The organism is Stackebrandtia nassauensis DSM 44728 (genome assembly GCF_000024545.1).
Lineage (GTDB): Bacteria > Actinomycetota > Actinomycetes > Mycobacteriales > Micromonosporaceae > Stackebrandtia > Stackebrandtia nassauensis.
Genome location: NC_013947.1, coordinates 4,128,201 through 4,154,680 on the forward strand (window position 1 = coordinate 4,128,201; position 26,480 = coordinate 4,154,680).

Genomic DNA, 26,480 nt, shown 5'->3' on the forward strand with positions numbered 1-26,480 from the left:
GGACGGTCGCGGTGATCAGCGGCGGCAACCTGGAGCCGTCGCTGCTGGCCCGGCTGGTCGCCGACGGCGAGTTATCAGTACTCGGCCTTACCGCGCCGCCAGTAACCCATGAAGGCCACCGACTTGCGGTCGACGCCGCGTTCCGACACCAGGTGGCGGCGCAGCGTCTTGATGACGGCGGCCTCACCGGCGAGCCACGCGTACAGGCCGTGGGAGGTCCGGGCCTCGGCGCCGGGCGATTCCCACAGCAGCGTGGTGTCCACGTCGACGTCCTCGACCTCGGTACCACTCGCGGTGTGCGGCAACAACCGCGTCATCACCTCGCGCACCGCCGGGATCAGCTTCGCGCCGTGCTCGGCGCCGTCGCGCGGCAGCACCGCCACCCGCACGCACGCGGGGGTTTCGGGCAGGTCGGCCTCGATCGCGCGGGCGTCGGCGGTCTCGGGGACCTCCAGCAGCACCTGGGTCTCGATGTGACCCGGCAGCCGTTCCACAATGGCGCAGGCGGCGGGCACGGCGGTCTCGTCGCCGACGATCAGCACCCGGTGGGTGGAGTCGGGCGGCTGGAAGTCCATGCCGCCGTGGAAACCGTCGAACTCGCCGTTCGGTCCCAACAGGACGATCTCGTCGCCGGTCTGGATGCGGCGGGCCCACGTCGCCACCGGTCCGTCGCCGCCGGGGGCCTCGGGGTGGATGACGATGTCGACGTCCACTTCGCGCCGCGTCTGCCGCACCGCGCGAACGGTGTAGGTGCGCAGTGGACACTGCTCCTCGACCGGGAGCGCGCGCAGTTTGGTGAACCAGTCGGCTCCGTCGGGAAGCTTCGACAGCCCGCACGCGGGCGCCGGGAGCAGCAGTTTGACGCGGACGTCGAAACCGTTGTCGGCGAAGCGGTCCAGGTCGTCACCGGTGAAGGTGACCCGCAGGAACGACGGGCTGAGCCTTCGCAGCCGCCGCACCGTGACGGGGAAGGTCCGCCAGGAGGGGATCTCGGTTGTCACCGTACTCATACGATTGTCCCTTTCGTACGTGAGCGCCACAGGAGCCAGAGGAAATAGGGGGTGCCGATGATCGCGGTGACCAGTCCGGCGGGTATCTGGGCCGGGGCGATCACGGTGCGGCCGAGGCTGTCGGACAGGCTCACCAACAGCGCGCCCAAGAGGGCCGCGACCGGCAGAACCCGGACGTGTCGGCTGCCGACCAGTGCCCGGGCGGCGTGCGGTGCCACCAGTCCGACGAATCCGATGACGCCGACGGCGGCCACGGCGGTGGCGGCCAGCAGTGCCGCGGCCACCAGCAGCCCCAGCCGGGTGCGTTCCAGCCGGACGCCCAGCACCCGGGGGGTGTCCTCGTCGAGCGCCAGCAGGTCCATCTCGCGGCGGGCGGTGAAGACCAGCGGCGCGATGACGGCCAGCGCCAGGCCGACCGGGACCAGCTGGTCGAGGGTGCGGCCGTAGGTGGTGCCCGACAGCCAGGTCAGCGCCTTGCCGGAGTTCCACGGGTCGGTGTAGACGATGATGAAGGTGACCAGGGCCATCACCCCGGTCGAGACCCCGACGCCGATGAGGATCAGCCGGTCGGAGTTGAGGCCGCCGCGCCAGGCCAGTCCGTACACGAGCGCGAAGGCCAGCAGGGCGCCCAGGATGATGGCGACGGTCATGACGCCGATTCCGGCCGCCGGGTACAGCGAGATCACGATGACGGCGGCCAGTCCGGCGCCGCCGGTGATGCCGAGGATCCCGGGGTCGGCCAGCGGGTTGCGGCCCACCGACTGCACCACGGTTCCCGAGATCGCCAGTGCGGCTCCGCCCAGCAGGGCGGCCAGTACCCGGGGGAACCGCTGGTCGAGCATGTGGGTGAAGCCGGGGCCGGTGTTACCGGTCAGCCAGTTGAGCACGTCGCCGGTGAGGACCCAGGTGTCGCCGCCGAGCATTCCCAGCGTGAATCCGGCGACCACCGCCACCAGCAGTCCGGTGACCAGGACGGTCACGAACACCCGTGAGCGCAGCATCGCGATGCGGGCGGTGGCGGGTTGCCGGGCGCCACCGGCGTCGCGGTGCCGACGTGCCAGCCACACCAGCACGACGGCGCCCAGCACGGAGGTGGCCACGCCGACGGGGATGACGATTCCGGCGGCGGCGCCGAAGATCGCCCGCACCACCACGTCGGCGCCGATCACGATCACGACCCCGGCCAGTCCGGCCATCGGGATCAGCACCCGGTGCCGGGCCAGTCCCGGGGCCAGCCGCGACAGCAGCCGCACCACGACCGGCGCGCACAGGCCCACGAAGCCGACCGGCCCGGCCACGGCGACGGCCGTGGCCGCCAGCAGCACCGCGAGCACGGTGGCGATGACGCGAGTGCGGGTCACCTTGACGCCCAGGACGGTCGCGGTGTCGTCGCCGAGGGTCAGGATGTCGAGCTTGGGCGCGAGGAACAGGCAGGCCAGCACCGCCACGCCGATGACGGGGACCGCCTGCCAGAACCCGGCCATGTTGGTCTGCAACAGCGATCCGCTGCCCCACGCGAACAGCCCCACGGTGGTCTGGTCGTTGAGGATGATGAGCAGCATCGTCAGCGAGTGGAACGCCAACGCGGTCGCGGTTCCGGCGAGGATGAGCCGGGTGGTGCCCGACCCGCCTCCGGCCATCGCCATCACCAGCCCCGCCGCGGCCAGCCCACCCGCGAAGGTCAGCATCCCGGCGGGCAGCATCGGCAGGCTCAGCCCCACCACGGCCGCGAACGTCACCGTCAGGTGCGCACCGGCGTTGACGGCCAGCGTGTCCGGCGAGGCCAAGTGGTTGCGCGCCACCGATTGCAGCACCGCGCCCGAGACCCCCAGGGCGATGCCGACCGCGAGTGCTGCGGCCAGTCGCGGCATCCGGGACGCCACCAGCACCCGCAGCGCCTGCTGGTCCTCGCCGCCGAAGACCAGTCCCAGCAGGTCGGTCGCGTTGACACCCGAGGTGCCCTGGGTGATGTGAACCGCCGCGAGCACCACGATCGCGGCGAGGACGGCGAGAAACAGCGTCGCCACCAGCAGGCGGCGCGGTGGTCTGCCGGAAAGGGTCGCGGCGACCCCGTCTGGGGCCGCCGCGGGGGTCCTCATCGAACTCAAGAGGTGTAGACCTCGACGATCGCGTCGATCATCTGCTCACCGGACTTGGGGCCGCCGAACATCCAGATGCCGTCGGGCAGTTTGTGGGTCTCGCCGTCCTTGACGAACGTCAGTGAGTCCCAGATCTTGTTGCCCTTGAGCTTCTTGGTGAACACGCCGAACTTGCCGGAGTCGTCGTACATGAACTTGAGCTTCTTGTCCTCCAGGTAGGACAGTGCCTCCACGTCGACGGTGTCGAGTCCCCACACCTTGTCGTAGGCGACCTTCTTGGTCCAGGCGTTCTTCAGGCCGAGTCCGGTGGCCACCTCGTCGTACATGGATCCGGTGGAGTGGACCCGGATCGAGATCTTGCCGTCGGCGTCCCAGCCGTCGGCCATCAGGAACGGGGTGTCGGCGGCGTCGCCGAGGGCCTTCTTGCCTTCGGCCAGTTTGGACTCGAAGTCCTCCATGAGCGTGTCGGCCTCGTCGGTCCTGCCGACGGCCTCGGCGATCATGTCCAGGTCGGATTCCATGCGCTTCAGGTTGCCGCTCTTGGCATCGCTGCCCTTGACGACCAGCACCGGCACCGACTTCTCCAGCTGCTTGAGTGTCGAGTCGGGACGGTCGGAGGTGGTGATGACGAGGTCGGGGTTGAGGCCCGAGATCGCGTCCTCGCTGGGCTCGTTGCGGTCGCCGACGTCCTTGACCTTCTTGTCGAGCTTGACGGCGGTGTTCCAGGTGCCGAACTCCTTGGACTGCGCGACACCCACGGGCATGACGCCGAGGCTGACCAGCATCTCGGTCTCGGCCCACTCCAGCGAGACCACCCGGTCGGCGGGAGACTTGAGCTTGACCTCCTTGCCGCGCGCGTCGGTGACGGTGACCGGACCACCCTTGTCGTCCTTTTCGGAGTCGGCACCGGGTTCGGAGGTGCCGCAGGCGGTCAGCAACACGGCGGCGGCCACCATTCCGGCGGCACAGCGAAGCAATCTCATCTCTCTTCTTTCAGGTTGGGGGATCTAACGGGCGGTTGTCTCAGGCCGGGACGCGGCGTCGAGAACTGTGTTTGCCCACCGGGCAGGTGGTCAACTGGCCGGTGTTGGCATCGGTGCCGACCAGCACCTCGATGCCATAGGCGGCGCTGAGGTGCTCCGACGTCAGGACCTCGCGCGGTTCGCCGTCGGCCATGACCCGGCCGTCGCGCAACAGCACCACCCGGTCGGCGATCGCGGCGGCCTGGTTCAGGTCGTGCAGCACCACACCGACGGCGACGTCGTGGTCGTCCGCCAGGTCACGCGCCAAGTCCAGGATCTCGACCTGATACCGCAGGTCCAGATGGTTCGTCGGCTCGTCCAGCAACAGGATCCCGGTCTCCTGGGCCAGGCACGTCGCCAGCCACACCCGCTGCCGCTCCCCGCCCGACAACTCGTCCACGGGCCGCTCGGCCATCGCCGCCACCCCGCAGACCTCCATGGCCCACTCCACCTTCGCCGGCCCGTTGACGTCGCCATCCCGCCACCGCCCCCGATACGGATGCCGCCCGTACCCCACGACATCCCGCACCCGCACCCCACTGGGCGTCGGACGGCTCTGGGCGAGCAGCGTCACACGCTTGGCGAACTCCTTCGCGGACAACGCCAACGCCCCGGTACCGTCGGTGAAGTCCACCGAACCGGCATCGGGGCGGTGCAGCCGGGCCAGGCAACGCAACAGCGTCGACTTCCCACTACCGTTGGGGCCGACCAACGCGGTGACCTCACCCGCGGCCAACGCGATCGCGGCACCCTCCACCACGGTCACCCCGTGATAACTGAGCCGCAAACCGTCACCGCGCATGCCCTCGGGCACGGTCACCTCATCACTCAACCCACTCACAAAGGTTAGGCTAACCTACCTTCCCCGCATGTCAAGTCGGGGTGGGTTGATCTCGACGAGAGTCTCCCCACCCACCCCGGCCACACGAAAGGGCCCCGGCGACGCGTTCGTGGCGGGAACGTCACCGGGGCCGGTTCTGACCTATTTGTTTGACAGGTAGGTCAAGTCGATGGTCTGCGCGTTCTTGGTGTCGACCGCCCCATAGGACTGAGCGACCTTCTCCAGCAGGTTGCCCAGTTGCTGCAACCGCGGTTCGCTGTACATGTACGTCGAGTGGCGCCGGGCCAGCACCGTGTTCAGGTTCGCGTAGAACTCCCCCGAGTCGGCCAGCAACGTCGAGAACGCCGATTTCGGCAGGTGATTCAGCCACGCTGTGATCAGGAACTGGTCGGCGAGCTTCCAGTACTTGCCGTTGTCGCGTACGGCTTTGACCATTCCCAGGAACGGACCGTGATCGATCTTGAACTCCGAACCCGAGTATTGCCAGTACTTCTTGGTCTGGTTCTTCGACCAGTCCGGGTTCACCGCCGTCTTCAGATTGGGCATCGGAACCTGCTGACCGTCGGGCCCCACGGAGTGTCGCGGGTCGTCGTTCGTGACGGTCGGAAGGCCGTCGATGTGCTGAAGGTCAACGGCCTTGTCGATGAGGTCCTTGACCTTGACATTCGCTGCCTCCTTCGCCCCCCAACCCGCGATGAGCCCCGAGATGACCGAGGAGAGACCACCGACCTTGGCTTTGACCTTGGCCTTGGCCGCCTCCTTGGTCCCGGATTCCTCCGACGAGAGATTTCCCATCTCGGCGGAGACCGAGGTGGCCGTTTCCGCCGCGATCTTGATCAGCTCGATTCTCAGGTTGTCGAGCGCCGACGCGTAGTCCGAAATGGAATCAGCGATAGTGGCGGCGTCCTCTTTCAAGGTCTGCACCGCGGGCATCAGCTGCTGGTCCTTGTAGTCGAAGAACGACTGCGCACCGCTGCCCTTCCATTCGCTGCGGAAGTTGACTCCGGCGATTCCCTCCTTGAGCCGCGTCTCGGACTCCTCGATGTTTCCTTTCACGTTCGCCAGGATCATCCGGGCTCCGGCACGCAGCGAGGTCGGATCCCCGAACATGTTCGTCATCTTCTTGAAGGACTTGTTCGCCGAACCACTGATGGTGCCCAGCAACATCGCTCCAATACCACCGCCATCGGCCTTTCGAGCGGCGTCCATTGTCGTGGAATACGAGTCGGAGAGTTGCGGGTGAATGTCGTTCATGTCATCTGTCCTGAATTCTGAGAAGACTGTTTCTGGGATGGGATCAAGGTTCAGTCGCCGAACACTCGACGCAATATCTCGTCGGCTGTCACGGAATGCCGCAACCGGTCACCGACCTTGTCGCCGTCCATTTCCAACCCGTTGAGGAATTTCTCTCTGGCCACGTTCCCGGCGTTTCGGGCCGAGTTCAAGGTCTGGACCAGTTCTCGACTCAACTGTCGGTGGTCGACATCGTGCGGCACCGCGCGATTGAACTGGATACTGTGGATGTTTCCCACTGAATCACAGGTCATGCGGACGTGATTTCCCGGCGACGTGACCGTGATCTCGGCGGCGGCGAGTTTCTCCTCGAACTCTCGGATCTTCCGGGAGTTCTCCGCGATCTCGGCCACTACCGCTTCCTCGGCGCTGGTCATGTCTCGCCTCCTTGCTTGAGCACGAAACTCTCGTGGAGCCGCTTCGCCGCCGCGTTGGCCTCGGTTCTCGCGTTCCGCCAGGCCTCCAGCACCGCGTCCGCCAGATCCTCCCGGCTCAGAGCCGCGTACCGACGTGCGGAGATCTCAACGTCCTTGACCTCGCCGGTGGCGAAGCTGGTCACCGTCACAAGCCCGTTGGCGTCACGAGCGGTGACGACGTGCTCGTCGAGCTTCCTCAGATAGGCCCTGTCGGCGGCCTCGCTTTCCGCGAGTGCCTGATGTGGATCGACTTCCGCCATGGCGTCGTCTTCGATGTTGACCGTCATTGATCGTTCTCTTTCGTCGCCCTCGAGATGACGCCGCGTCCCGCGTTCGTTCGCGGTGTCCAGTAACCGTTCAAACGCTCGTCATCGCTTCCCGAATCGTCTCGCGGCATGGAAAGCCGGTCGATCGTCGACCGCTCGTCGACCTGAGCGATCTGTGGCGCTTCCATTCCAGCGACGAATCCCGGGTTGTGTTCGACGCCTTTCCAGCTGCCGCCGGTGATCACCGAGGGCACGGTGCGCTGTTCGATTCGCCAGTCATAGTCGCCGCCGGTCGGTACGGTCTCCGTTTCGGATTGTTCCTGCCGTTTCCCGGCCTTGGAGCTGTTCGTGCCAGCCCAGGTCGCCTTCGGTGCCTTGTTGTTGGAGATCACGGATCGGTTCGTCGTACTACCGCCGAAACGCGCTTTGGGAGTCCGCACCGCGCGAACTGTCCGTTGCGGATTCGCGACGACGCCGTTGTTGCCGATCAGAGATCTTCCCGGCATGGGTCGTGGGACGGGGCTTCCCGAGTTCGTCGGTGACACGTTGGATGTGCCCGGCACTCCCATGGGACCGGGACGACCGCCGATGACCGGACGGTTTATGCCGTTGCCACCGGAACGAGGTCCAGCGCCGGTGGGCGCCATTCCGGTCGAGCCCGGACGTGAACCGATCACGGGCTTCACCGTCGACTGTGGCGGTCGGGGACCGCTGGCGGGAGGCTTGCCACCCGGCGTGGTACCGAGTGGGGGTTTGGTGCCGGGCAGGCCGGTGTTGGGGGGTTTGAGGCCGGGGGTGCCGGTCGGGGGTTTGGCTCCCGGGGGCAGGGGGCCCGGTTTGGGTGGGAGCGGGGGTTTGGCGCCCGGCGGGAGGGGTGGTTTGGTGCCGCCCGGGGGAAGCGGGGGTTTGGTGCCGGGGGGTGGCAGCGGTCCGGGTGGGAGGACGGGCGGGGGCGGCGGGGTGCCGGGGGGCGGTGCCGGAACGCCCGGGGGTGGCCCGGCGGGGCCGGGCAGGTGTGGGGACGGGGGCGGGTTCTGAAGTTCGGGGCTGGTGCCGCCGCCGTTGAAGTGGCCGCCGTTGTCGGGGCGGGGGGACGGGCGGCCGTCGGGTGTGGAGCCGCCGGGGCCGGAACCGCCCGGGGAGGTGCCGTTCGGGGAGGTGGTGCCGGGGGCGCTGTCGACGGTGGAGGACGCGCCGCTGATGTCGGGCATCGGCTGGTACTCGTCCGGGGGTTTCATCGTTTCGGCCTTGACCGCGACGCCCGTGACCGCCGTGTCCATCGCCGCGGTCGCGACCACGTCGTACGGCCACCGGATCGACTCCAGTTCCGCTTCGGTCTTGCCCTTGTTCTCCGGTTTGTTCTTCTCGGTCTCCCAGTCCTGGTGGGACTTGACGATCGCGTTCTTGTTGTCCTGCACCAGTTGCGCGACGCCCCGCCAGGCGGTGGAGTTCGTCGCCGCGACGGTGGCGGCCTCGTCGAGTCGCTTGTGGCGCTCCTTCAGCGCCTCCACGTAGGCCCGGCCCGAGTCACTGTCCAGTCCCGACTCGTAGGAGTCGATCTGGTGCTTGAGGCTCATCGCCTGCAGTTTCAGCGCCCCGGCCATCGAGTTCCACTGGTCGGCCTCGGTGAACAGCGGCTGCGCGTCGTCGTTCTTGACCATCTCGTAGGCGGTCTTGATGTCCATGGCTCGTCACTCCGCTCCGGGTCGGGGAGTGGAGTCCTCGGACCGGTTCGGGAGTTTGCCGACCATCTGGTTCAGCAGGTCGCCGTTGCCGTGGTCCTGGCCCAGCAGGGTGTGTTTGAGGAAGGACGTGTTGCGGCTCATGATCGCCAGGTCGTCGGTGACGGCGGCCATGAACTTCTCGGCGTCGCGCATCTTCGTGCGGTGCTTCTCGATGGCGGTCTGCAGCGCCGGGAAGTTCGAGGCGGAGTTCCAGCCGGTGGTGCCGTTGCTCATCGCCTGCCGGATCGGCCCGACCTGGCCGTCGAAGTCGTCGGCGTCCTGGAGGAACCGTCGCGCCAGGTCGTCCATGTTGTCGGGGTCGAGTTGGATCCGTTTGCCGGGTCCGGTACTGCTCGCGGAATGGTCGTTCATGTCCGCTTCTCCAATGTCTGTCCACCGCGTCCGCCCGCCGCGGACGCGTTTGAGCCAAGTGTCGCCAGCCCCACCTAGGCGGCGTCTAGGTTTCGTCTAGGTCTAGGCCCGGGTGGACGGACGGTGGAGTCCGATCTCGTCGTTCGAGCCTAGGATTGCTTGCGGCACAACGGAAAGTGAATGGGAGTTCTCATGCGCTTCGTGGTACTTGGCAACGTCGAGGTCCACGGTGACGACGGGCCGGTGGCCATCGACGCCCACAAACAGCGGCTGCTGTTGGCCGTGCTCCTCAGCCGCGCCGGTCGCCCGATCCCCTCCGACGCGCTGGTCGAGACGCTGTGGCACGGCAACCCGCCCTCGGCGGTGCGCAAGGCGCTGAGCTGGCATGTGCTGAAGTTGCGCGAGGCACTGGGTGACCGGGAGCGGGTACGGTTCCGGTCCGGCGGGTATGTGCTGGCCGCCGAGCCGGACGAGGTGGACGCGCGACGATTCGAGCGGCTGTACCGGGAGGCGCTGGCCGGTGCCGGTTCCGATCCGCGCGCCGCCGCCCGGACGCTGGCGCGGGCGTCGGAGCTGTGGCGCGGGAACAACGCCTACGGCGATCTGGCCGACGTCGGGGAGCTGCGGGACGAGTCGAACCGGCTCAACGAACTGCGGCTGGCCATGCTGGACAAACGGTACGAACTGGAACTGGCGCTGGGGCGGCACGACGAGAGCGTCCCGGCGCTGCGGGCGCTGGTGGCCGAGTACCCGTACACCGAGGTCTTCCGGGCGCACCTGATGCTCGCGCTGTACCGCGGCGGGCGCCGGGCCGAGGCGCTGCGGGTGTACCGCGAGGCGCGTGAGCTGCTGGTCGGTGACCTGGGCTTGGAGCCGGGTGAGCGGTTGCGGCGGCTGCACGAGGACATCCGGGCCTCGGCGGCCTCGCTGGATCTGGGCGCCGACGCGACGGCCGTGGCGGCGGCTCCGATCGCCGAGCTGCCCGCCAACATCTCCACTTTCACCGGACGCGACGGGGAGGTCACCGAGCTGCTGGAGTGGTTGCGGCCCGGCGATCGCGACTCCCCCGTCACCGCGGTGGTGTCGGGCGGCGGCGGGGTCGGCAAGTCGGCGCTCGCGGTGCGGGTGGCGCACCGGCTGGCCGCGCGGTACCCGGACGGGCAGCTGTACCTGAACCTGCACGGCAACACCCCGGACGTGAAGCCGCTGGCGCACGCCGAGGCGCTGTCGCGGGTGCTGCGCTCGCTGTCGGTGGCGCCGCCGCCGGGTGGGCATGACGTGGACGAGTTGGCCGGGCTGTTCCGCACCGCGACGGCGGGGCAGCGGATGCTGTTCCTGTTCGACGACGCCCGCGACGCCGCGCAGCTGCGGCCGCTGTTGCCGTCGGGCAAACACTGTGGCGTCATCGTCACCAGTCGCGATCCACTGTACTCACTGGACGATGTCCGGCACCTGGAGCTGGAACCGTTGGGCCCGGCGGATTCGGCCGCGCTGTTCCGGCGGCTGCTGCCGGGCCGCCGCCTCGCCGACGAACCGGTGGCGGCCGACCGGATCGTGGAGCTGTGCGCGAGTCTGCCGCTGGCGCTGTGCATCGCGGCGGCCCGGATCAACTCGCGACCCCGCTGGCCGCTGGCGGACTTCGCCGAGCGGCTGGCCGACAGCGACCGGCGACTGTCCGAACTGGCCATCGACGACCGGGCGGTACGGGCCAGTTTCGCCACCAGCTACGAGGACCTGGACGCGATGCAGTCACGGCTGTTCCGGCTGTCGAGCCTGCTGGAGTCGCCGGACTTCACCGTCGAGCTGGCCGCCGCCGCGCTGGACTGGCGCGCCGAGGCGACCGAGGAACTGCTGGACGACCTGGTGACCTTCCACCTCGTCGACTCCCCCACCCCGGGCCGCTACCGGATGCACGACCTGATCCGGCTGTACGCGCGCGAACGCGCCGAGACCGACGAACCGGCCGCCGACCGCGACGCCGCGCTGCGCCGGGTGTTCCTCCGGCTCGCCGCGGCCACCCGCTCGGCGCTGCTGGCGGTGCAGCCGCTGGCCGAATGGCGCCTGGCCATCGGCCTGGACGAGGACGCGACCGGACCGTCGTTCGCCGATGCCGCCGAGGCCGAGACGTGGATCGACGCCGAGGCCCAGAACCTCATCGCACTGTCCAAACAGGCTTCCCGGGCACCCGACACCGGCGCGGCGGCGGTCGCGATCGCGGTGCGCACCTTCACCGCCCTCATGCCCCGGGGACACTGGCGCGAGTCGGTGGCGATCGCCGAGGTGGCCGTCGCGGCGGCCCGCACGGCGGGTGACCCCTATGGACTCGCGGTCGCACTGCGCGACCTGGGCCAGGCCCAGCGCGCCATGAAGCTGCGGCCCGAGGCGACCACGACCCTCACCGAGGCGCTCAAAGTGTGTCGCGACAACGGCTTCCACGAACGCGTGCCCGGCATCCTGAACTTCCTGGCCGACGTGCACCGGCAGGAGGGCGAGTACGACACCGCGATCGGCCTGCTCCGCGAAGGACTGGCCGCGTGCGACGAGCATGTCGCCGACGAACGCATCGCCATCGAGATCAAGAACGGCCTGCTCACTTCCCTGGGCTTCAACTACGAGCAGACCGGCCAGTTCGACCACGCCGCCGAAGCCCATCGGGAGGCGATCGCCATCAGCCACGGCGACCCGCCCGCCCACGCCATCGCCCTGGGCAACCTCGCCCACGTGCTGCGCCGCCAAGGCGAAGCCACCCAGGCGATCCCGCTGCTGGAGGAAGCCCTGCAACTGCTGAACGACAGCGGCAACTCCCGCACCTTCGCCGCCGCCCACAAGCACTGGGTACTGGCGGACGCCAGCGACGATCTCGCCGACCCCGCGCGGGCTCGCGAGCACTGGAACCTGGCCGCCGAGATCCTCGGCGAACTGAAGCTGATAACCCTGGAGGAGGAAGCCGGAATCCGCTCCGCACCCCGTCCGGAAATGCCGCAGCCCCTACGGTTCTGACCGGCGGACACCATCTGCCCGGTTCGCGGTTCGCGGTTCGCGGGTCGCGGGTCGCGGGTCGCGGGTCGCGGGTCGCGGGTCGCGGGTCGCGGGTCGCGGGTCGCGGGTCGCGGGTCACGGGTCACGGGTCACGGGTCACGGGTCACGGGTCACGGGTCACGGGTCACGGCTCACGGCTCACGGCTCACGGCTCACGGCTCACGGCTCACGGCTCACGGCTCACGGCTCACGGCTCACGGCTCACGGCTCACGGCTAGTCTGGCGCAAGTTCTTCGCCGTCCCGGCCCCGGGCCACCGACCTCCTCCCCACTTTTGACGGTAGTCAGGTTTGGCTTAAGCCAGGCTTGGCCCGGCTGAGCGAGGCTTAAGAAATTCCAGCGGCGGACAAGTCCGCTGTGGTCGGCGGATAAGTCCGCTGTGGTCGGCGGCAGCGCGGCGCGCATCGCTTCGACCGGAGCATCGACGCCGGTGAACAGCCGGAACTGAACCACCGCCTGCCACAGCAGCAGCGACAGTCCACTCACGATCCGGCAACCAGCGGCCTGGGCCAAGCGCGCGAACTCGGTGGGCCACGGGTCGTAGACGACGTCGAACGCCACCGTGTCCGGCTTCCAGTCGATGGCCAGCGCGTCACTCACGCCTTTGGGCATGGTTGACACCACGAGATCGGCGTCCCCGCAACCCTCCGCCGACTCCCACGGGGCGGCCGTCAGTGGCAGGCCGAGCCGCTGGGCCACCGGTTCCAGTTCCGCGACGGCTTCGGGGCGACGGGCGTAGACGGTGACCGACGTGGCCGACAAGCTCGCGGCCGCCCCCAGCGCGGCGCGGGCCGTGCCGCCCGCGCCCAGGATCGCCACCCGGGAGGCGTGTCGCATCCCGACCTCGGCCAGCGCGTCGACCATGCCGGGGGCGTCGGTGTTGTAAGCGACCCGGCCGCCCTCGCCAAACACCAGCGTGTTGGCCGCGCCCAGCGCGGTAGCGGTGTCGTCGGCGGAGTCGGCAAGCGCGAGCGCGCGTTCCTTCAGCGGCATCGTCACCGACAGTCCGGCCCACTCGGGCCCCAGCGAGTCCAGGAACGACGCCAGCGTGTCCTTGCCGCACTCGTGCGCGGTGTACGTCCAGTCGCTCAGCCCCGCCGCCGCGTAACCAGCATTGTGGATCGCCGGTGACAGCGAGTGCGCGATGGGTGAGCCCACCACGGCCGCGCGTCTGGTCACAGGACGCCGTTCTTCCTGGCCTCTTCCACGTTCGCGTCGTGTTCCTCTTTGGTCTCGGCGAAGGCGGAGTTGCCCTCCTTGTCGATGGCCACAAAGAACTTCCACTTGCCCGACGGCGGGTCGGCGGCGCCTTCCAGCGCGCTCTTGCCCGGGCTGTTGATCGGAGTCGGCGGCAGTCCGGCACGCACGTGCGTCGACCACTTGTTGCTCTCGTCGTTCAACTCCGCGTCGGTGAGGTCCTTGGAGTTCTTGCTGCCCTTGCCCGCCTCGATGAGGCCGTAGTTCGTGGTGGTGTCGAACTCGAGGCAGTTCTCCAGACCGCCGTGGCACCAGTACTCACCGTCCATGCGGTTGTACGCCACCCGCGCGATCTTGCCGAGGTCCTTGGGGACACCCGCCTCGGCCTCCGACAGCGACGCCACGATCAGCACCTCGTAGGGGCTGTAGTTCGAGCGCTGCGCCTCCACGGTCTCCTTGAACCCGATCGAGTCGGTGACCTTGAGGAAGTTGCTCACCATCGCCTTCAGCATCTCCTCGGCGGTGGCGCCCTTCTTGAACTCGTAGGTGGCGGGAGACAGGAAACCCTCGACGGACTTGACGACGTCCTTGCCGTCCTTGCGCTCGAACCAGTCGCTGGTGATGCCGAGCGCTTCGGGATCCTCGGCGGCGGCGGTGAAGTCCTCGAGCGGCACCCCGGTGTTCTCCGACAGCTTCTTGAACGTCCCCCACATGGTCAGACCCTCACGGATCGTGACGCCGGAAACCTTGCGGGACTTCGGGTCCAGCATCCGTTCGAGCGCCGCCTCGCCCGACATCTGCTTCTCCATGGCGTAGGTGCCCGGCCCGATCTGGTTCGACTTCGGGTTGGCCTCGGCGGCGTTGACGAAGGCGTTGGCGCTCTTGACGACGTCCTTCTTGTACAGTGCGTCACCGATGTCGGACAGCACCGAGCCCTCGGCGATCTCGACCTGCACCTTGACGCCGTTGCCGTCACCGGCGTAGTCGGGCGCGGAGAAGATGTTCTTGATCTTGTCGAAGCCGACGAACCCGACCACACCAACGGTTCCCAGCAACACGAACACCAGCAGCAACGCGAAAACGGTGCGGCCCTTGCGGCGACGGCGGTGCCTGCGTCGGCGAGGCTGAGAGGGATCCATGGTCTCGTACGGCCTCTCGTCCAACATCGTCGTCTATGCCTTCCGCTGCTTCTCCAGCCACAGCTGCAGAATCTCCACCGCGGCCGCCTGGTCGACCACGGCTTTGCGGCGCTTTCCTTTCACGCCACGCTCGGACAACCTACGCGACGCCACTGCGGTGGTCAAACGCTCGTCGACGAACCGCACCGGTACGTCGCCGACGGCCGCCGTGACCTGTTCGGCGTACGCGCGAGACTCGGCGGCCGCATAGCTTTCCTCACCTGAAAGCGTAACCGGAAGCCCTATGACGATTTCCACGACCGAATGCTCGTTGACAAGGTCGGCTATTCGGCTGATATCCGCGGGCGGCACGGACTTTCCGGACATATCTCTGGGGACCGTCTCCAGTGGAGCGGCGAGTATGCCGTCGGGGTCGCTCAAAGCGACCCCGACGCGTACTTTTCCGACGTCTACTCCGAGGCGACGGCCCCTGGGCGGGGTGTCGTTCACTCCCCGGCGACCTGCGCGGACACGGCCTGAAGCAGCGCGCTCGCCTGGTCGGCGGGAACCCCGCCGCCCTGGGCGACCTCGTCGTTGCCGCCGCCGCGTCCCGACAGCGCGCCCTTGACGAGGGCCTGCGCCGACAGGCCCTGGGCGGTGCCGGTCTTGTTGACGATGACCACCAGCGAGGCCTTACCGCCCGCCGTGGCCGCGACCGCGGCGATGCCCGGTTTGTTCGGGTCGAGGTGGCCCCGGATCTCGGTGGCGAGCTTGCGGGCGTCGCCGCCGCCTGTGCCGTCGGGCGCCTGCACCGCCGCCACCGCGACGTCGCCGATCTTCTTGGCCTGCGCGGCGAAGGTGGCGGCGCTGTCGCGCAGTTCCTTGGCGCGCAGGTTGGCCAGTTCCTTCTCGGCGTCCTTGGCGCGCTGCATCAGGGCGGAGATCCGCTCCGGCAGCTCGGCGCGCGGGGCGCCCAGTTCGTCGGCGATCTGGGAGACCAGGTCGCGTTCGCGGGCCAGGTAGTGGAACGCCTCCAGGCCGGTGACGGCCTCGACGCGTCGCTGCCCCGAACCCACCGAGGCCTCCGAGGTGATCACGACCGGCCCGATCTGGGCGGCGTGCTGCACGTGGGTGCCACCGCACAGTTCCCGGGACCACTCGCCGCCGATCTCGACGACCCGGACGGTCTCGTCGTAGGTCTCGCCGAACAGCGCCAGCGCGCCGAACTCGCGCGCCTCGGGCAGCGTCATGTACTTGACCGCGACCGGCAGGTCCTTGCGGACCGCGCGGTTGGCGGCTTCCTCGACCTCACTGCGGGACTCGTCGGACAGCTTCGACCGCCACGAGAAGTCCAGCCGCAGGTAACCGGGCCGGTTGAACGAACCCGACTGCAACGCGGCCGGGCCGAGCACCTCGCGCAGCGCCGCGTGCACCACGTGGGTACCCGAGTGCGCCTGCCGCGCGCCCAGCCGCCACTCGGGGTCGACGTCGGCCTTGACGGCGGTACCGACCGCGAGCTCGCCCTTGAGCACCCGCACCTGGTGCACGACCAGGCCCTTGATCGGGCGCTGCACGTCGACGACCTCGGCCGAGACCGACGCACCGGTGATGGTGCCCGCGTCGGCGTGCTGACCACCCGACTCGGCGTAGAACGGGGTCTTGTCGAGGACGACCTCGACGAGCTGCCCCTCCTTGGCGACCTGGATCGGGCTGCCCTCGGCGAGCATGCCCAGCACCGTCGATTCGGTGTTGAGGGTCTCGTAGGCCTTCCAGTCGGTGGGGCCGCCGGCGGTGAGCAGCTCGCGGTACGCCGACATGTCAGCGTGCGCGGTCTTGCGGGACTGGGCGTCGGCCTTGGCGCGACGCCGCTGCTCGGCCATGAGCTGGCGGAAGCCCTCTTCGTCGACCTTGAGCCCCTGCTCGGCCGCCATCTCCAGCGTCAGGTCGATGGGGAAGCCGTAGGTGTCGTGCAGTTCGAAGGCCTTGGCGCCGGGCAGCAGCGTGCCGCCGCTGGCCTTGGTGTCCTTGACCGCGGTGTCCAGGATGGTGGTTCCCTGGCGCAGTGTGGAACGGAACGCCTCCTCCTCGCCGTAGGCGTAGGACGAGATCCGCTCGAAGTCCTCCGACAGCTCCGGATAGGACGGCGACATGCAGTCGCGGGCCACCGGCAACAGTTCCGGAAGCGCCTTGTCCTCGAAGCCCAGCAGCCGGATCGCGCGGATCGCGCGGCGCAGGATGCGGCGCAGCACGTAGCCGCGGCCCTCGTTGGACGGCGTGACGCCGTCGCCGATGAGCATCAGGCCGGTGCGGACGTGGTCGGCGATGACGCGGAACCGGACGTCGTCGGGACGCGAGGCCCCGTAACGCTTCCCGGTCAGTTCGCTGGCCCGGTCGATGAGCGGCCGCACCTCGTCGATCTCGAACATGTTGTTGACGCCCTGGAGCATGTAGGCGACGCGCTCCAGCCCCATGCCGGTGTCGATGTTCTTGGCGGGCAGGTCGCCCAGGATCTCGAAGTCCTCTTTGTTGGTGCCCTCGCCACGCAGGTTCTGCATGAACACGAGGTTCCACAGCTCCATGTACCGGTCGCCGTTGAGGAAGTCGCCCTCCTCGCCGAACTCGGGGCCGAGGTCGAGCAGGATCTCCGAGCACGGACCACACGGACCGGGGATGCCCATGGACCAGAAGTTCTCCGACTTGCCCAGCCGGGGGATCCGCTCGTCGGGCAGGCCCGCGATACGCTTCCACAGGCCGATCGCCTCGTCGTCGTCCACATAGACCGACGGGTACAGTTTGGACTCGTCGAATCCGAGCCCACCCTGCGACTGCGGCCGGGTCATCAGATCCCAGGCCAGCTCGATGGCCTTCTCCTTGAAGTAGTCACCGAAGGAGAAGTTGCCGTTCATCTGGAAGAACGTGCCGTGCCGGGTGGTGATCCCGACTTCCTCGATGTCCGGGGTGCGGATGCACTTCTGCACCGAGGTGGCGCGGGTCCACGGGGGCGTCTGCTGCCCGGTGAAATAGGGGACGAACTGAACCATCCCCGCGTTGATGAACAGCAGGTTCGGGTCCTCGATGGCCGGAAGCGGTGCGCTCGGTACCACCGTGTGCCCATTGGCCTCGAAGTGTGCCAGGAACCGCCTCTTGATCTCGGCCGTCCTCATCGGATGATACCTCCTTGTCCGCTGTAGATAGTGCTATCGGTCATCGTCGTCTTCGAGCAGCTCGCCGACCGGCTCTCCGGCCGCGATCGCCTCGTGGAGCTCGGCTTCCTTCTCGTGCATGCCCTCGCCGACGTCGGACATAAAGCTACGCACTCCGGACCCGGCTGTCACGGCGGTATTCCGCAGCCGCTCGCCGATGCCCGCCGGGGACAACGCGTCGGCGCCGCGCGCGAGCTTGCGCACGACGATCACGCCGACCGCGACACCCGCGGCCAGCCACAACAGTCTTTTAACCATTTTCTCGTTTTACCCGTTCTTAGAACGCTTACGGCGGGACTTCTTGTCCTTCAACAGGTTTCGCACTTCGCGCTCGTCGTCGTCGGCGCGGCGCTTGGCCAGCGCCTTGCGCAGCCCGAAGCCGAAGGCGGCCAGTTTCACCAGCGGTGTGGTGGCCGCGGCCCCGACGAGGCTGGTGATGTTGGCGACGTTGCCGGTGACCTGCTGCGCGTGGCCGGTGATCGTGTCGACCCGTTCCAGCTGGGTGTTCACCGCGTCCAGCGACGTGTGGGCCTGCGTCAGCGCGGTGTTGACATGATCCATTGTGGTGTTGGCTTTTTGCAGCAGCGGGCCGGTGCGCGCGTTGAGGTCGTTGACGGCGCGGGTCGCGGCGTTGACGGTCTTGCGCAGACCGAGCAGCACATAGGCCAGCACCAACGCCAGAGCCGCGAAGGCGCCCGCGGCTATCAGGGCCGCCAGTTCTCCACCGGTGGTCACGAACTCGCTGGCGGCGGCATAGGCCTGACCCGACATCGGTCCCCCTCGTTTCGATCGCGAAGTTACCTGGACACTGTGTTGCCTGGAAATCGGCAACGGAACCGACCTTACCGTCCGAGTTCAGTGAACTTCCGCTTGGCCCGCGCCGGGGCGAGCCGCGTTTTCACTCGGCTTCGGGTGTCGGCCGGATCACCGCCGAGACCGTCGAGCCCGGACACAGCTGTTTGACGTCGGGGCACTCGGCCGGGCGGACCCACAGGTCCAATGCGTACTCGTCGCGGTGGTAACAGCGGTACTGGCCCAGCTGTGTCCGGGTTGGACACCTGCCGGAGTCGAGCCGGTGCCAGTGCTCGGTGGAAAGCGCCCCGGCGTACACCTTCACGGTGTCGTCGACGCCGCGTTTCGACTGCCACACCCGTTCGCGGACCCGGCACCGCCCGACGCACCAGCGGCTGCCCGCCGCGGCGTCGCGCGGCTTGGCCGAGGCCCAGTGCGGCAGCGCCAGTTCGTCGAGGGCGACGAAGGCCGGGTCGCGGGTGACGTCGTCGAGCCGCAGCGCCACCGGGACCGCGGCCACGACGGCGGCGGCGACCACGCCGAAGGTGGCCAGTTTGAGGCGGCGGATCCGGGTGAACTCGGTGACCAGCTGGGCCCGGACCTGTCCGGGACGTTGCCGACGCTCGCGCCGGTGGCCTCGGTTCACTCGTTACTCCCCCACACGATCGCGCGAAGCTTCTCCATCCGGGAGGCCAGTCCGTTCTCGGCGCCGTGGTCGGTGGGCCGGTAGTAGACGTTGCGGTGCACCGCGTCGGGCGCGTACTGCTGGGTGACGACGGCGCGCGGGTCGTCGTGGGGGTACCGGTAGGTCTCGCCGTGGCCGAGGTTCTTGGCGCCCGCGTAGTGGCTGTCGCGCAGGCCCGGCGGCACCGGGCCGGTGTGTCCGTTCTTGACGTCGGTGATGGCCGCGCCGATCGCGGCGGTGACCGCGTTGGACTTGGGGGCGGTGGCCAGGTGGACCACGGCGTGGGCCAGGGTCAGCTGTCCTTCGGGCATGCCGATGAACGCGACCGCCTCGGCGGCGGCCACGGCGGTCTGCAGCGCGGTCGGGTCGGCCATGCCGACGTCCTCGCTGGCGAAGATGACCAGCCGACGGGCGATGAAGCGCGGGTCCTCGCCCGCGACGATCATCCGGGCCAGCCAGTGCAGCGCGGCGTCCACGTCGGAGCCGCGCAGGCTCTTGATGAGGGCGCTGGCGATGTCGTAGTGGCTGTCGCCGTCGCGGTCGTAGCGCACCGCGGCGACGTCCACGGCCGATTCGGCGGTGGCCAGGTCGACCACGGTGGTCCCGGCGGCCTTGGCGCTGGCGGCGGCGGCCTCCAGCGCGGTCAGGGCCTTGCGGGCGTCCCCGGCGGCCAGCCGGACCAGGTGGTCGGCGGCCTCGGGTTCCAGTGCGACCTCGCCGCCCAGGCCGCGTTCGTCGCTGAGGGCGCGGTCGACGAGGGCGCGGATGTCGTCCTCGGTCAGCGGTTCCAGGGTCAGCAGCACGCACCGCGACAGCAGCGGCGACACGACCGAGAAGTACGGGTTCTCGGTGGTGGCGGCCAACAGCGTGATGGTGCGGTCCTCGACGGCGGCCAGCAGCGCGTCCTGCTGGGTCTTGGTGAAGCGGTGCACCTCGTCGATGAACAGGACGGTGGGGGCGCCGCCGCGGCGGCGGGTGGCGCGGGCGGTCTCGATGACGGCGCGCACGTCCTTGACGCCCGCGTTCAGCGCCGACATCGGCACGTAGCGGCGGTCGGTGGCGCGCGCGACCAGGTTGGCCACGGTGGTCTTGCCGCAGCCGGGCGGGCCCCACAGGATCACCGACAGCGGGGCGTCGCCGCCGACGAGCTGCCGCAACGGCGAGCCGGGGGTCAGCAGGTGCTGCTGGCCGACGAGTTCGTCGAGCGTCGCCGGGCGCATCCGGGCCGCCAGCGGAGCGTCCGCGGCGGGCTCTTCGGTGCGCGGCGCGGTTTCGGGAATGTCGAACAGTCCGGGCCCTTCCATGGGGGGACACGTTACCGTCCGGCTACGACACTCCCGCGCGCGTGCGGCCTTCCCGAGCGCGGTTCCGACTCAGGTGGGTTCGCTCAGACCGTCCTCGACGACCGAGGCGACATCGCCGGAGCCGAACAGGAACCACAGCGTGTCCTCCACGGCCATGGCCGACAGCCAGCTGTCGTCGACGTCGGAGCCGCCGGTCACGGCGCCGCCGCTGTCGGAGACGCCCTCGGCCACCCGGTCGTAGCGTCTGGTCTGGGAGCCTTCGGCCATCGACACGATCACCATCACCTCGCCGTCGCGGCGGGCCTTGGCCAGCAGTTCGCGCTGCGACTGCGACAGGCCGTCGGTCGCGTCGTCGGACGCGGAGGGTTCGGGTTCTGTCGTCTTCGCCGATTCCGGCGCCGAACCGGGTTCGTCCTCCTTTTCGGACGCCCCCGCGTCGGTGTCGGGCCGGGTGGCCGTGGTCGGATCGGCTGTGGCCGACGGGTTCGCGGCGGCGTTGTCGCCGGAGTCGCAGGCTCCCGCCGACAGTGCGAGGACCAGGGCGACGAATCCCAGCCGGGTGGGTGTGCGCATGTGGCGTTGACGGCCGCGACCGTCCGCGAGGTTGCCCTCATGACCGGCACGAGTTGCGCCCGGGAACTCGTGCACCCCGCGTGAGCCGTCCGGAGATGCTGGATCACGTGCGGCAAACGCAGGAGAGGCTGTTGCTACGGCGTCGGTTCAGCCTTCCGCACGTCAAATGACGCCACAAAGCTCGGTCACGGCGCCTCGCGGTCGATCCCTTGGACGCTGGTAGGCGTGGCGCCGTGACCGATTCCCCGGCGGCTATCGGGTCTCGAACGCGGTGACGCCGAGCCGTTCGAAGATCGCCTCGGCCGCCGCCCGATGCTCGGCGGCTTCCGGCACCCCCAGACCCGTCAGCGCCCGGGCCAGCGCCACAAGGGAGCGTCCGTGCCGCAGCGGTTCGGACATCGACGCGAACAATCGGCACGCCTCGCGCGCGAAGGTCGCCGCGGTGGCGTAGTCCTCCTGCCGGGCGTGGATCGTGGACAGCAGCAGACTGGCGGCGGCCTCGTCTCGGCGGATGCCGCTGGATCGGCCCCACTCCAGGCATTCGCGGGCGTGTTTGAGGGCGGACTGCGCCTCGCCGCGTTCGCTGAGGCAGTGCGCGTACGGGATCAGCAGGTCCGCGGCCTCACCCACGTACCGGTTCTGGCGTTCCACCGCGAAGGACTCGGTGAAGTCGGCGTAGGCGGCGTCCAGGTCGCCCATGGCCAGCCGCAGCGATGCCCGCAGGCACAGCGCCCGCGGATGGTGCCGGGACATCGCCTCGGCCAGGATGAGTTCGACGTATTCCAGGCCCTCGGTGTAGCGGCCGGTGTCCAGGCACAGGTGGGCCAGTTTGGACGGGGTCTTGGGCCAGCGTTTGCCCGGCGGCTGCGGCGGACGTACCGCCAGCGATCGCCGCAGGTGGGTCTCGGCTTCGGCGTATTGTCCCAAATGGATGCACAGTTCGCCGAGGCTGTCGAGCCGGGCGGAGATGGCCCACGGGTCGGCGGACTCCTCGGCGATCTTGAGCGACTCGTCGAGGATCCTCCGGGCGGCCAGGTTGTCGCCGCTCAGCGAACGGAACGACGCCATGTTGTTGAGGTGGCGCGCGATCAGGAGCGGGTCGCCGCTGCGCCGCGCCGTCTCCAACGCGAGCTCCCCGGCCGCCACGGCCTCGGGCAACCGTCGCGCCGCCCAGTAGGTGCCCGCGACCAGGTTGTGCATCCACGCCTGACCGGCGGCGTCGTCGTGGGCTTCGGCGACGCCGAGCGCGATCCTGACGACCCGGCGGATCTCGTCGGGGTCGTAGCCGTCGTGGACCGAGGCGTGGAAGTTGGTGGCGGCCTTCCACACCCGGGGATGGTCGACCAGCGCCAGCACCGTGGCCACCCGGTCCTCGTGCCGCAGTTTGGTCTGGGAGTCGGCGTACCAGTCCAGCAGCCGCTCCATCGCCGCGTCGCGGTCGGCAGGTTTCAGGTCGTCGGCGGCCCGGGCGTGGGCGTACAGCCGCACCAGGTCGTGGAAGCGCCAGTGCTCGTCGCTCTGCGGGTCGATGAGGTGCGCGTGGGCGAGCCGACCCAGCAGCCTGCGGGCCTCGGCCTCGGTGCCGTCAACGACCGCGGCGGCCATGCTCGCCGAGATCTCGGTGCCGGGCACCAGTCCCAGGTGCAGGAAGAACCGCCGGGTGTTCTCGTCGATGGACGGCAGCGACAGCGTGATGCAGTCGGCGACGGCGGCGCGGGTGTCGCCCGGCACCACCATCCGTTCCAAGCGGTCGGCTCCGGCCAGTTCGGCGGCGACCTCGGCGAGCCGTTCGGAGGGGCGGGCGGCCAGGTTGGCGCCGACGACGCGCAGCGCCAGCGGCAGTCGTCCGCACAGTTCGGTGATGGCGGTGGCGGCCTCGACTTCGGCGTCCAGACGGGACTGTCCGATCAGGTCGGCCAGCAGCCTCAGCGACTCGCGCGGCCCCAGGGTGTCGACCTCGACGCGCCGGGCGCCGTCCAGGGCTGTCAGGCCCGCCAGTGAGTCGCGGCTGGTGACCAGGGCGAAGCAGCCGGGACCGGCGGGCAGCAGCGGCCGGACCTGGTCGACCCGGGCGGCGTTGTCCAGCAGGATCAGGACCCGTTTGCCGTGCAGGTAGGTGCGGTACAGCGCGGCGGCTTCGTCCAGGTCGGACGGTATCGCCTCGGAGTTGAACCCGAAGCCGCGCAGGAACCGGGTCAGCACGTCGTGGGCCGACAACGGGGCACTGTGGTCGAAGCCGCGCAGGTTGACGAACAGCTGCCCGTCGGGGAAGCGGTCGGCGCGCAGCCGGGCCCAGTGCACCGCCAGCGCGGTCTTGCCGATGCCGCCGGCACCGGCGACGGTGGCCAGCACCGAGGCGCCGTCGGCCTGGTCCAGCATGGCGTCCAGCGCCGCCAGTTGCGAGGCGCGGCCGGTGAATCCGGCGATGTCGGCGGGCAGCTGCGCCGGGACCTCCCCGACGGACTGCCGGGCCGGAGCGGAGGTCCGGGCGCCCTCGCCGTCGGCGCGCAGGATCTCCAGGTGCAGGTCGCGCAGCGCCCGGGTCGGGTCGATGCCCAGTTCCTCGGCCAGCCGGGACCGCAGCGTCGCGTACACCTCCAGCGCCTCGGTGCCGCGTCCGCACTGGTGCAGCGCCCGCATCAGCAGCGCGGCCATGTCCTGCCGGTACGGGTGCTCGGTCAGCAGCCGCCGCGCCTCCTCGACGATGCGGCCGGGCTGTCCCAGCCGCAGCTCGATGTCCATGCGGGTCTCGAAGGCCCGCAGCCGCGCCTCCTCCAGCTGCTCGGCGAAGGCGCGCAGCACCCGGCCGTTCATGCCGGTCAGCACCTCGCCGCGCCACAGTTCCAGGGCCTGGCACAGTCGGGTGTGGGCCTCGGCGAGCCGGTTGTTCTCGGCGGCGGCAGCTGCCTGCCGGACGTAGTCGTTGAACTGGAGCGAGTCGAGGTGGGCGGTGGACAGCCGGTAGCCCTCGCCGACGGCGGTGATGAGCGGGCCCTCGGCCACCGACAGGGTGCGCCGCAGCGCCGCGACGGTGTTCTGCACCTGGCGGCGGGCGGTGGCGGGCGGATCGTCGTCCCACAGCGCGTCCACGAGCCTGTCGACGGACACGACGTGACCGGCCTGCAGCAGCAGCATGGCCAGCACCTTGGGTTGCTGACGCCCCCGAACCGGGATCACGGCACCGTCGTGCCGCACTTCGAGGGAGCCGAGGATGCGAAAGTCCACGAAGTCTCCGTCGGGGGCACAGTCGGTTGAGGGCCTCTAACAATACCCAGCATCCGGGATTACCGGGTATGCCCCGCTTTGGTGGGGTTTCAGCCCAGTCCGGCCTCGGCGAGCAGGCGCTTGCGGATCTTCTTGGGCAGCTTGTCCACGTAGACGATGCCGTTGAGATGGTCGGTCTCGTGTTGCAGGCACCGGGCGGCCTCGCCGGTGCTGGTGAGGGTGATCGGCTTGCCGGTCTTGTCGAAGCCGTCGACGGTGGCGGTCTGGGTGCGGGCCACGTCGGCGTACTGGCCGGGCACCGACAGGCAGCCTTCGGGGCCGACGTTGAGTTCGCGCGGCGGCGGTTCCTCGCGCAGCGTCGGGTTGACGATGTGGCCGTACAGGCGACCGCCGTCGTCGTCGCGGCAGTCGATGACGAACACCCGCGCGTCGACGCCGATCTGGTTGGCCGCCAGGCCCACCCCGTTGGCGGCGTACATGCTGGCGAACATGTCGTCGACCAGCCGCGCCAGCTCGTCGTCGAAGTCGGTGACCGTCCTACAACGACGGTGCAGCACCTCGGTGCCGTGGTACACGATGTCGTGCACGGTTCCCGACTCGGTTTCTGTCATGACTCACGCCTTCCTGACTACTTACCCCGAGAATGCTAGCCAAGGCGCGCGAAAGCGCCGACCCCGGCCGCTCGGCGAGCGGAGGTCGTTGTGGCGGAGGGTCAGTCGCGGGTGGTGTCGGCCACCAGCCGGGCCAGGCCCGCGACGGCCTGCGGGTCGGCCAGCGCCGAACCCAGGGCCGCGACCGAGGCCCCGGCCGCCAGGAAGTCGGGGGCCGAGGCGACGGAGACGCCGCCGGTGGCGACGATGTTCAGGTGCGGGAACGGGCCGTGCATGGCGCGAAACCAGCTGGTGCCCAGGGCCGCGGCCGGGAAGGCCTTGACCCAGTCGCAACCGGCGGCCAGTGCCCGCTGGATCTCCGAGGCGGTGGCCACGCCGGGAAGGTGCGGCATTCCGGCGTCGAAGCTCGCGGCGGCCACGTCGGGGTCCAGGCCGGGCGCGACGGTGTAGGCGGCCCCGGCGGCGGCAGCAGCGTCGACGTGGGCGCGGCTGACCACGGTCCCGGCGCCGACGTCCAGGCCGCGTTCGGCCCCGGCCGCCACGGCGGCGGCCAGCGACTTCTCCTGTCCCGGTTCGCCGATGGGAACCTCCAGCAGGTTCACCCCGGCGTCCCAGGCGGTGTGGGCCAGGGCGACGGTGTCCTCCGGCGGCAGCCCGCGCAGGATCACCATGACCCGGTCGTCGCCGAACAGTTCCTCGAAGCTCATCATGGTGTCCCGTCGTTGAGTGCGGCCGTGATCCACGCCTGTCCCGGCAGCGGTCCGATGTCGCCGGAGACCCGCAGCGCACCGCCCGCGATCAGGTGGCCCATCCGCAGCCGGGCCCGGGGAACGGCGCCCTTGAGCACCGCGAACAGGTACCCGGCGGCGAAGGCGTCCCCGGCGCCGACCGGTTCGACGACCTTGACGATCGGCGACTCCATGAAGATGCCGTCGGCGGTGCCCTCGAAGATGGTCGCGCCGATCTCGCCGTTCTTGACCACCAGGGTCTTGGGCCCGGTCAGGTGGTAGCGGACGTCCTCGGGCCGGGTGATGCCCCACAGGGTCTCGGCCTCGTCCAGACCGACGAACACCAGGTCGGAGGCGCTGGCGAGCGTGCGGATCACCGACGAGGCGGTCTCCACCGGCCACAGCTTCGGCCGGTAGTTGACGTCGAAGCTCATCAGCGCGCCCGGCCACGGCCGTTCGATCAGCGCGTGCACCATCAGGTCCAGACAGGAGTCCGACAGCGCGGCGGTGATGCCGGTCAGGTGGACGATCTTGGCGCGGGGCAGGCTGTCGACCAGCTTGCGTCCCATGCCGGTGGCCGCCGAACCCTTGCGGTAGTAGTAGACCCGCGTGTTCATCTTGTCGGGGTCCTTGAAGTACACCCCGGTCGGCAACGCGGGGTCGACCTCGATGAAGCTGGTGTCGGCGCCCACGGCGGCCAGCTGGCGGCACACCAGTTCACCGAAGGGGTCGTCGCCGACGCGTCCGGCCCAGGCGGCTTTGGCGCCCAGCAACGAGAAGTACGTCACCACATTGGACTCCGCTCCGGCGACCCCCATGCGCAGCTTCGGTCTTTCGCGCAACGGCGCGGGCGGATCGGGGGCGACCAAGGCCATGGATTCACCAATGCCGATGAGGTCGAAGTCCGTGCGGGGTGTATTCAAGTGTGGCTCCTGCGGTGGGGCGTCGCCGCGTGGTGCTGGG

General features: G+C 69.4%; 22 protein-coding genes and 1 pseudogene. 1 reads left to right on the plus strand and 22 read right to left on the minus strand.

The window, feature by feature from the left end:
• Positions 1-74 precede the first annotated feature (74 nt).
• The 9 genes from SNAS_RS19065 to SNAS_RS19105 form a co-directional block, all read right to left on the minus strand.
• Complete coding sequence (locus SNAS_RS19065; RefSeq protein WP_013019091.1) at positions 75-1,010, minus strand: siderophore-interacting protein; 936 nt, start codon at positions 1,008-1,010, stop codon at positions 75-77.
• Complete coding sequence (locus SNAS_RS19070) at positions 1,007-3,109, minus strand: iron ABC transporter permease (protein WP_013019092.1); 2,103 nt, start codon at positions 3,107-3,109, stop codon at positions 1,007-1,009. The genes SNAS_RS19065 and SNAS_RS19070 overlap by 4 nt, the downstream gene beginning before the upstream one ends.
• Before the next feature lie 5 nt (positions 3,110-3,114).
• Complete coding sequence (locus SNAS_RS19075) at positions 3,115-4,092, minus strand: ABC transporter substrate-binding protein (protein WP_041625049.1); 978 nt, start codon at positions 4,090-4,092, stop codon at positions 3,115-3,117.
• A 40-nt stretch (positions 4,093-4,132) separates the two neighbouring features.
• Positions 4,133-4,933 carry an ABC transporter ATP-binding protein gene (locus SNAS_RS19080; protein WP_041626529.1) on the minus strand — a complete coding sequence of 267 codons (801 nt, stop codon included), beginning with the start codon at positions 4,931-4,933 and terminating at the stop codon, positions 4,133-4,135.
• A 180-nt stretch (positions 4,934-5,113) separates the two neighbouring features.
• A complete protein-coding gene (locus SNAS_RS19085) occupies positions 5,114-6,226 on the minus strand; it encodes a WXG100 family type VII secretion target (protein WP_013019095.1) in 1,113 nt (370 codons plus the stop codon).
• Between the two features lie 50 nt (positions 6,227-6,276).
• A complete protein-coding gene (locus tag SNAS_RS19090) occupies positions 6,277-6,642 on the minus strand; it encodes a YbaB/EbfC family nucleoid-associated protein (protein WP_013019096.1) in 366 nt (121 codons plus the stop codon).
• A complete protein-coding gene (locus SNAS_RS19095; protein ID WP_013019097.1) occupies positions 6,639-6,968 on the minus strand; it encodes a YbaB/EbfC family nucleoid-associated protein in 330 nt (109 codons plus the stop codon). Before SNAS_RS19095 ends, SNAS_RS19090 begins: the two co-directional genes overlap by 4 nt.
• Positions 6,965-8,632, minus strand: a complete 1,668-nt coding sequence (locus SNAS_RS35865) for a hypothetical protein (protein ID WP_013019098.1) — start codon at positions 8,630-8,632, stop codon at positions 6,965-6,967. The genes SNAS_RS19095 and SNAS_RS35865 overlap by 4 nt, the downstream gene beginning before the upstream one ends.
• 6 nt (positions 8,633-8,638) lie before the next feature.
• Positions 8,639-9,043 (minus strand): hypothetical protein, encoded by a 405-nt coding sequence (locus tag SNAS_RS19105; RefSeq protein WP_013019099.1) that lies wholly within the window; start codon positions 9,041-9,043, stop codon positions 8,639-8,641.
• Positions 9,044-9,223: 180 nt separating this feature from the next.
• Between SNAS_RS19105 and SNAS_RS19110 the strand changes: the two genes are divergently transcribed.
• Complete coding sequence (locus SNAS_RS19110) at positions 9,224-12,043, plus strand: AfsR/SARP family transcriptional regulator (protein ID WP_083787164.1); 2,820 nt, start codon at positions 9,224-9,226, stop codon at positions 12,041-12,043.
• A gap of 413 nt (positions 12,044-12,456) precedes the next feature.
• Here SNAS_RS19110 and SNAS_RS19115 read toward each other — a convergent pair.
• The 13 genes and pseudogenes from SNAS_RS19115 to SNAS_RS19175 all read right to left on the minus strand — a co-directional run.
• Positions 12,457-13,260 (minus strand): annotated as a pseudogene (locus SNAS_RS19115) (shikimate dehydrogenase); the annotation flags it as partial.
• Positions 13,257-14,444, minus strand: coding sequence for an endolytic transglycosylase MltG (gene mltG, locus SNAS_RS19120; protein ID WP_013019102.1), 1,188 nt, complete (start codon positions 14,442-14,444; stop codon positions 13,257-13,259). The gene mltG and the pseudogene SNAS_RS19115, both read right to left, overlap by 4 nt.
• A gap of 6 nt (positions 14,445-14,450) precedes the next feature.
• Positions 14,451-14,906 (minus strand): Holliday junction resolvase RuvX, encoded by a 456-nt coding sequence (gene ruvX / locus SNAS_RS19125; RefSeq protein ID WP_013019103.1) that lies wholly within the window; start codon positions 14,904-14,906, stop codon positions 14,451-14,453.
• A complete protein-coding gene (alaS, locus tag SNAS_RS19130) occupies positions 14,903-17,560 on the minus strand; it encodes an alanine--tRNA ligase (RefSeq protein WP_013019104.1) in 2,658 nt (885 codons plus the stop codon). Before alaS ends, ruvX begins: the two co-directional genes overlap by 4 nt.
• Before the next feature lie 33 nt (positions 17,561-17,593).
• Complete coding sequence (locus tag SNAS_RS19135; RefSeq protein ID WP_013019105.1) at positions 17,594-17,857, minus strand: DUF6167 family protein; 264 nt, start codon at positions 17,855-17,857, stop codon at positions 17,594-17,596.
• A 9-nt stretch (positions 17,858-17,866) separates the two neighbouring features.
• Positions 17,867-18,370, minus strand: a complete 504-nt coding sequence (locus SNAS_RS19140) for a DUF948 domain-containing protein (protein ID WP_013019106.1) — start codon at positions 18,368-18,370, stop codon at positions 17,867-17,869.
• Positions 18,371-18,497: 127 nt separating this feature from the next.
• The gene (locus SNAS_RS19145; protein ID WP_013019107.1) at positions 18,498-19,037 is read right to left on the minus strand and encodes a hypothetical protein; all 540 of its coding nucleotides are present in this window, start codon (positions 19,035-19,037) and stop codon (positions 18,498-18,500) included.
• Positions 19,034-20,380: a replication-associated recombination protein A gene (locus tag SNAS_RS19150; RefSeq protein ID WP_013019108.1), complete on the minus strand. Its 1,347-nt coding sequence runs from the start codon at positions 20,378-20,380 to the stop codon at positions 19,034-19,036. Before SNAS_RS19150 ends, SNAS_RS19145 begins: the two co-directional genes overlap by 4 nt.
• 69 nt (positions 20,381-20,449) lie before the next feature.
• Positions 20,450-20,953, minus strand: a complete 504-nt coding sequence (locus SNAS_RS19155; RefSeq protein ID WP_013019109.1) for a hypothetical protein — start codon at positions 20,951-20,953, stop codon at positions 20,450-20,452.
• Between the two features lie 252 nt (positions 20,954-21,205).
• Complete coding sequence (locus SNAS_RS32990) at positions 21,206-24,178, minus strand: AfsR/SARP family transcriptional regulator (RefSeq protein WP_013019110.1); 2,973 nt, start codon at positions 24,176-24,178, stop codon at positions 21,206-21,208.
• Between the two features lie 89 nt (positions 24,179-24,267).
• Positions 24,268-24,789, minus strand: a complete 522-nt coding sequence (gene def / locus SNAS_RS19165; protein ID WP_013019111.1) for a peptide deformylase — start codon at positions 24,787-24,789, stop codon at positions 24,268-24,270.
• Between the two features lie 101 nt (positions 24,790-24,890).
• Entirely contained in the window at positions 24,891-25,496 is a 606-nt protein-coding gene (locus SNAS_RS19170) for a bifunctional 4-hydroxy-2-oxoglutarate aldolase/2-dehydro-3-deoxy-phosphogluconate aldolase (protein ID WP_013019112.1), read from the minus strand.
• The gene (locus SNAS_RS19175; RefSeq protein WP_013019113.1) at positions 25,496-26,440 is read right to left on the minus strand and encodes a sugar kinase; all 945 of its coding nucleotides are present in this window, start codon (positions 26,438-26,440) and stop codon (positions 25,496-25,498) included. Before SNAS_RS19175 ends, SNAS_RS19170 begins: the two co-directional genes overlap by 1 nt.
• Positions 26,441-26,480: the final 40 nt, after the last annotated feature.

Bases quoted from the DNA above. Each gene is read 5' to 3' on its own strand.
- SNAS_RS19140 (WP_013019106.1), bottom strand. From the start codon at position 18,370: ATGTCGGGTCAGGCCTATGCCGCCGCCAGCGAGTTCGTGACCACCGGT.
- SNAS_RS19075 (WP_041625049.1), bottom strand. From the start codon at position 4,092: ATGAGATTGCTTCGCTGTGCCGCCGGAATGGTGGCCGCCGCCGTGTTG.
- SNAS_RS35865 (WP_013019098.1), bottom strand. From the start codon at position 8,632: ATGGACATCAAGACCGCCTACGAGATGGTCAAGAACGACGACGCGCAG.
- alaS (WP_013019104.1), bottom strand. From the start codon at position 17,560: ATGAGGACGGCCGAGATCAAGAGGCGGTTCCTGGCACACTTCGAGGCC.
- SNAS_RS19155 (WP_013019109.1), bottom strand. From the start codon at position 20,953: ATGCGCACACCCACCCGGCTGGGATTCGTCGCCCTGGTCCTCGCACTG.
- SNAS_RS19170 (WP_013019112.1), bottom strand. From the start codon at position 25,496: ATGAGCTTCGAGGAACTGTTCGGCGACGACCGGGTCATGGTGATCCTG.
- SNAS_RS19080 (WP_041626529.1), bottom strand. From the start codon at position 4,933: ATGCGCGGTGACGGTTTGCGGCTCAGTTATCACGGGGTGACCGTGGTG.
- SNAS_RS19150 (WP_013019108.1), bottom strand. From the start codon at position 20,380: ATGGAAGGGCCCGGACTGTTCGACATTCCCGAAACCGCGCCGCGCACC.
- SNAS_RS19110 (WP_083787164.1), top strand. From the start codon at position 9,224: ATGGGAGTTCTCATGCGCTTCGTGGTACTTGGCAACGTCGAGGTCCAC.
- SNAS_RS19095 (WP_013019097.1), bottom strand. From the start codon at position 6,968: ATGACGGTCAACATCGAAGACGACGCCATGGCGGAAGTCGATCCACAT.
- SNAS_RS19065 (WP_013019091.1), bottom strand. From the start codon at position 1,010: ATGAGTACGGTGACAACCGAGATCCCCTCCTGGCGGACCTTCCCCGTC.
- def (WP_013019111.1), bottom strand. From the start codon at position 24,789: ATGACAGAAACCGAGTCGGGAACCGTGCACGACATCGTGTACCACGGC.
- SNAS_RS19135 (WP_013019105.1), bottom strand. From the start codon at position 17,857: ATGGTTAAAAGACTGTTGTGGCTGGCCGCGGGTGTCGCGGTCGGCGTG.
- mltG (WP_013019102.1), bottom strand. From the start codon at position 14,444: ATGTTGGACGAGAGGCCGTACGAGACCATGGATCCCTCTCAGCCTCGC.
- SNAS_RS19085 (WP_013019095.1), bottom strand. From the start codon at position 6,226: ATGAACGACATTCACCCGCAACTCTCCGACTCGTATTCCACGACAATG.
- SNAS_RS19105 (WP_013019099.1), bottom strand. From the start codon at position 9,043: ATGAACGACCATTCCGCGAGCAGTACCGGACCCGGCAAACGGATCCAA.
- SNAS_RS19070 (WP_013019092.1), bottom strand. From the start codon at position 3,109: ATGAGGACCCCCGCGGCGGCCCCAGACGGGGTCGCCGCGACCCTTTCC.
- SNAS_RS19090 (WP_013019096.1), bottom strand. From the start codon at position 6,642: ATGACCAGCGCCGAGGAAGCGGTAGTGGCCGAGATCGCGGAGAACTCC.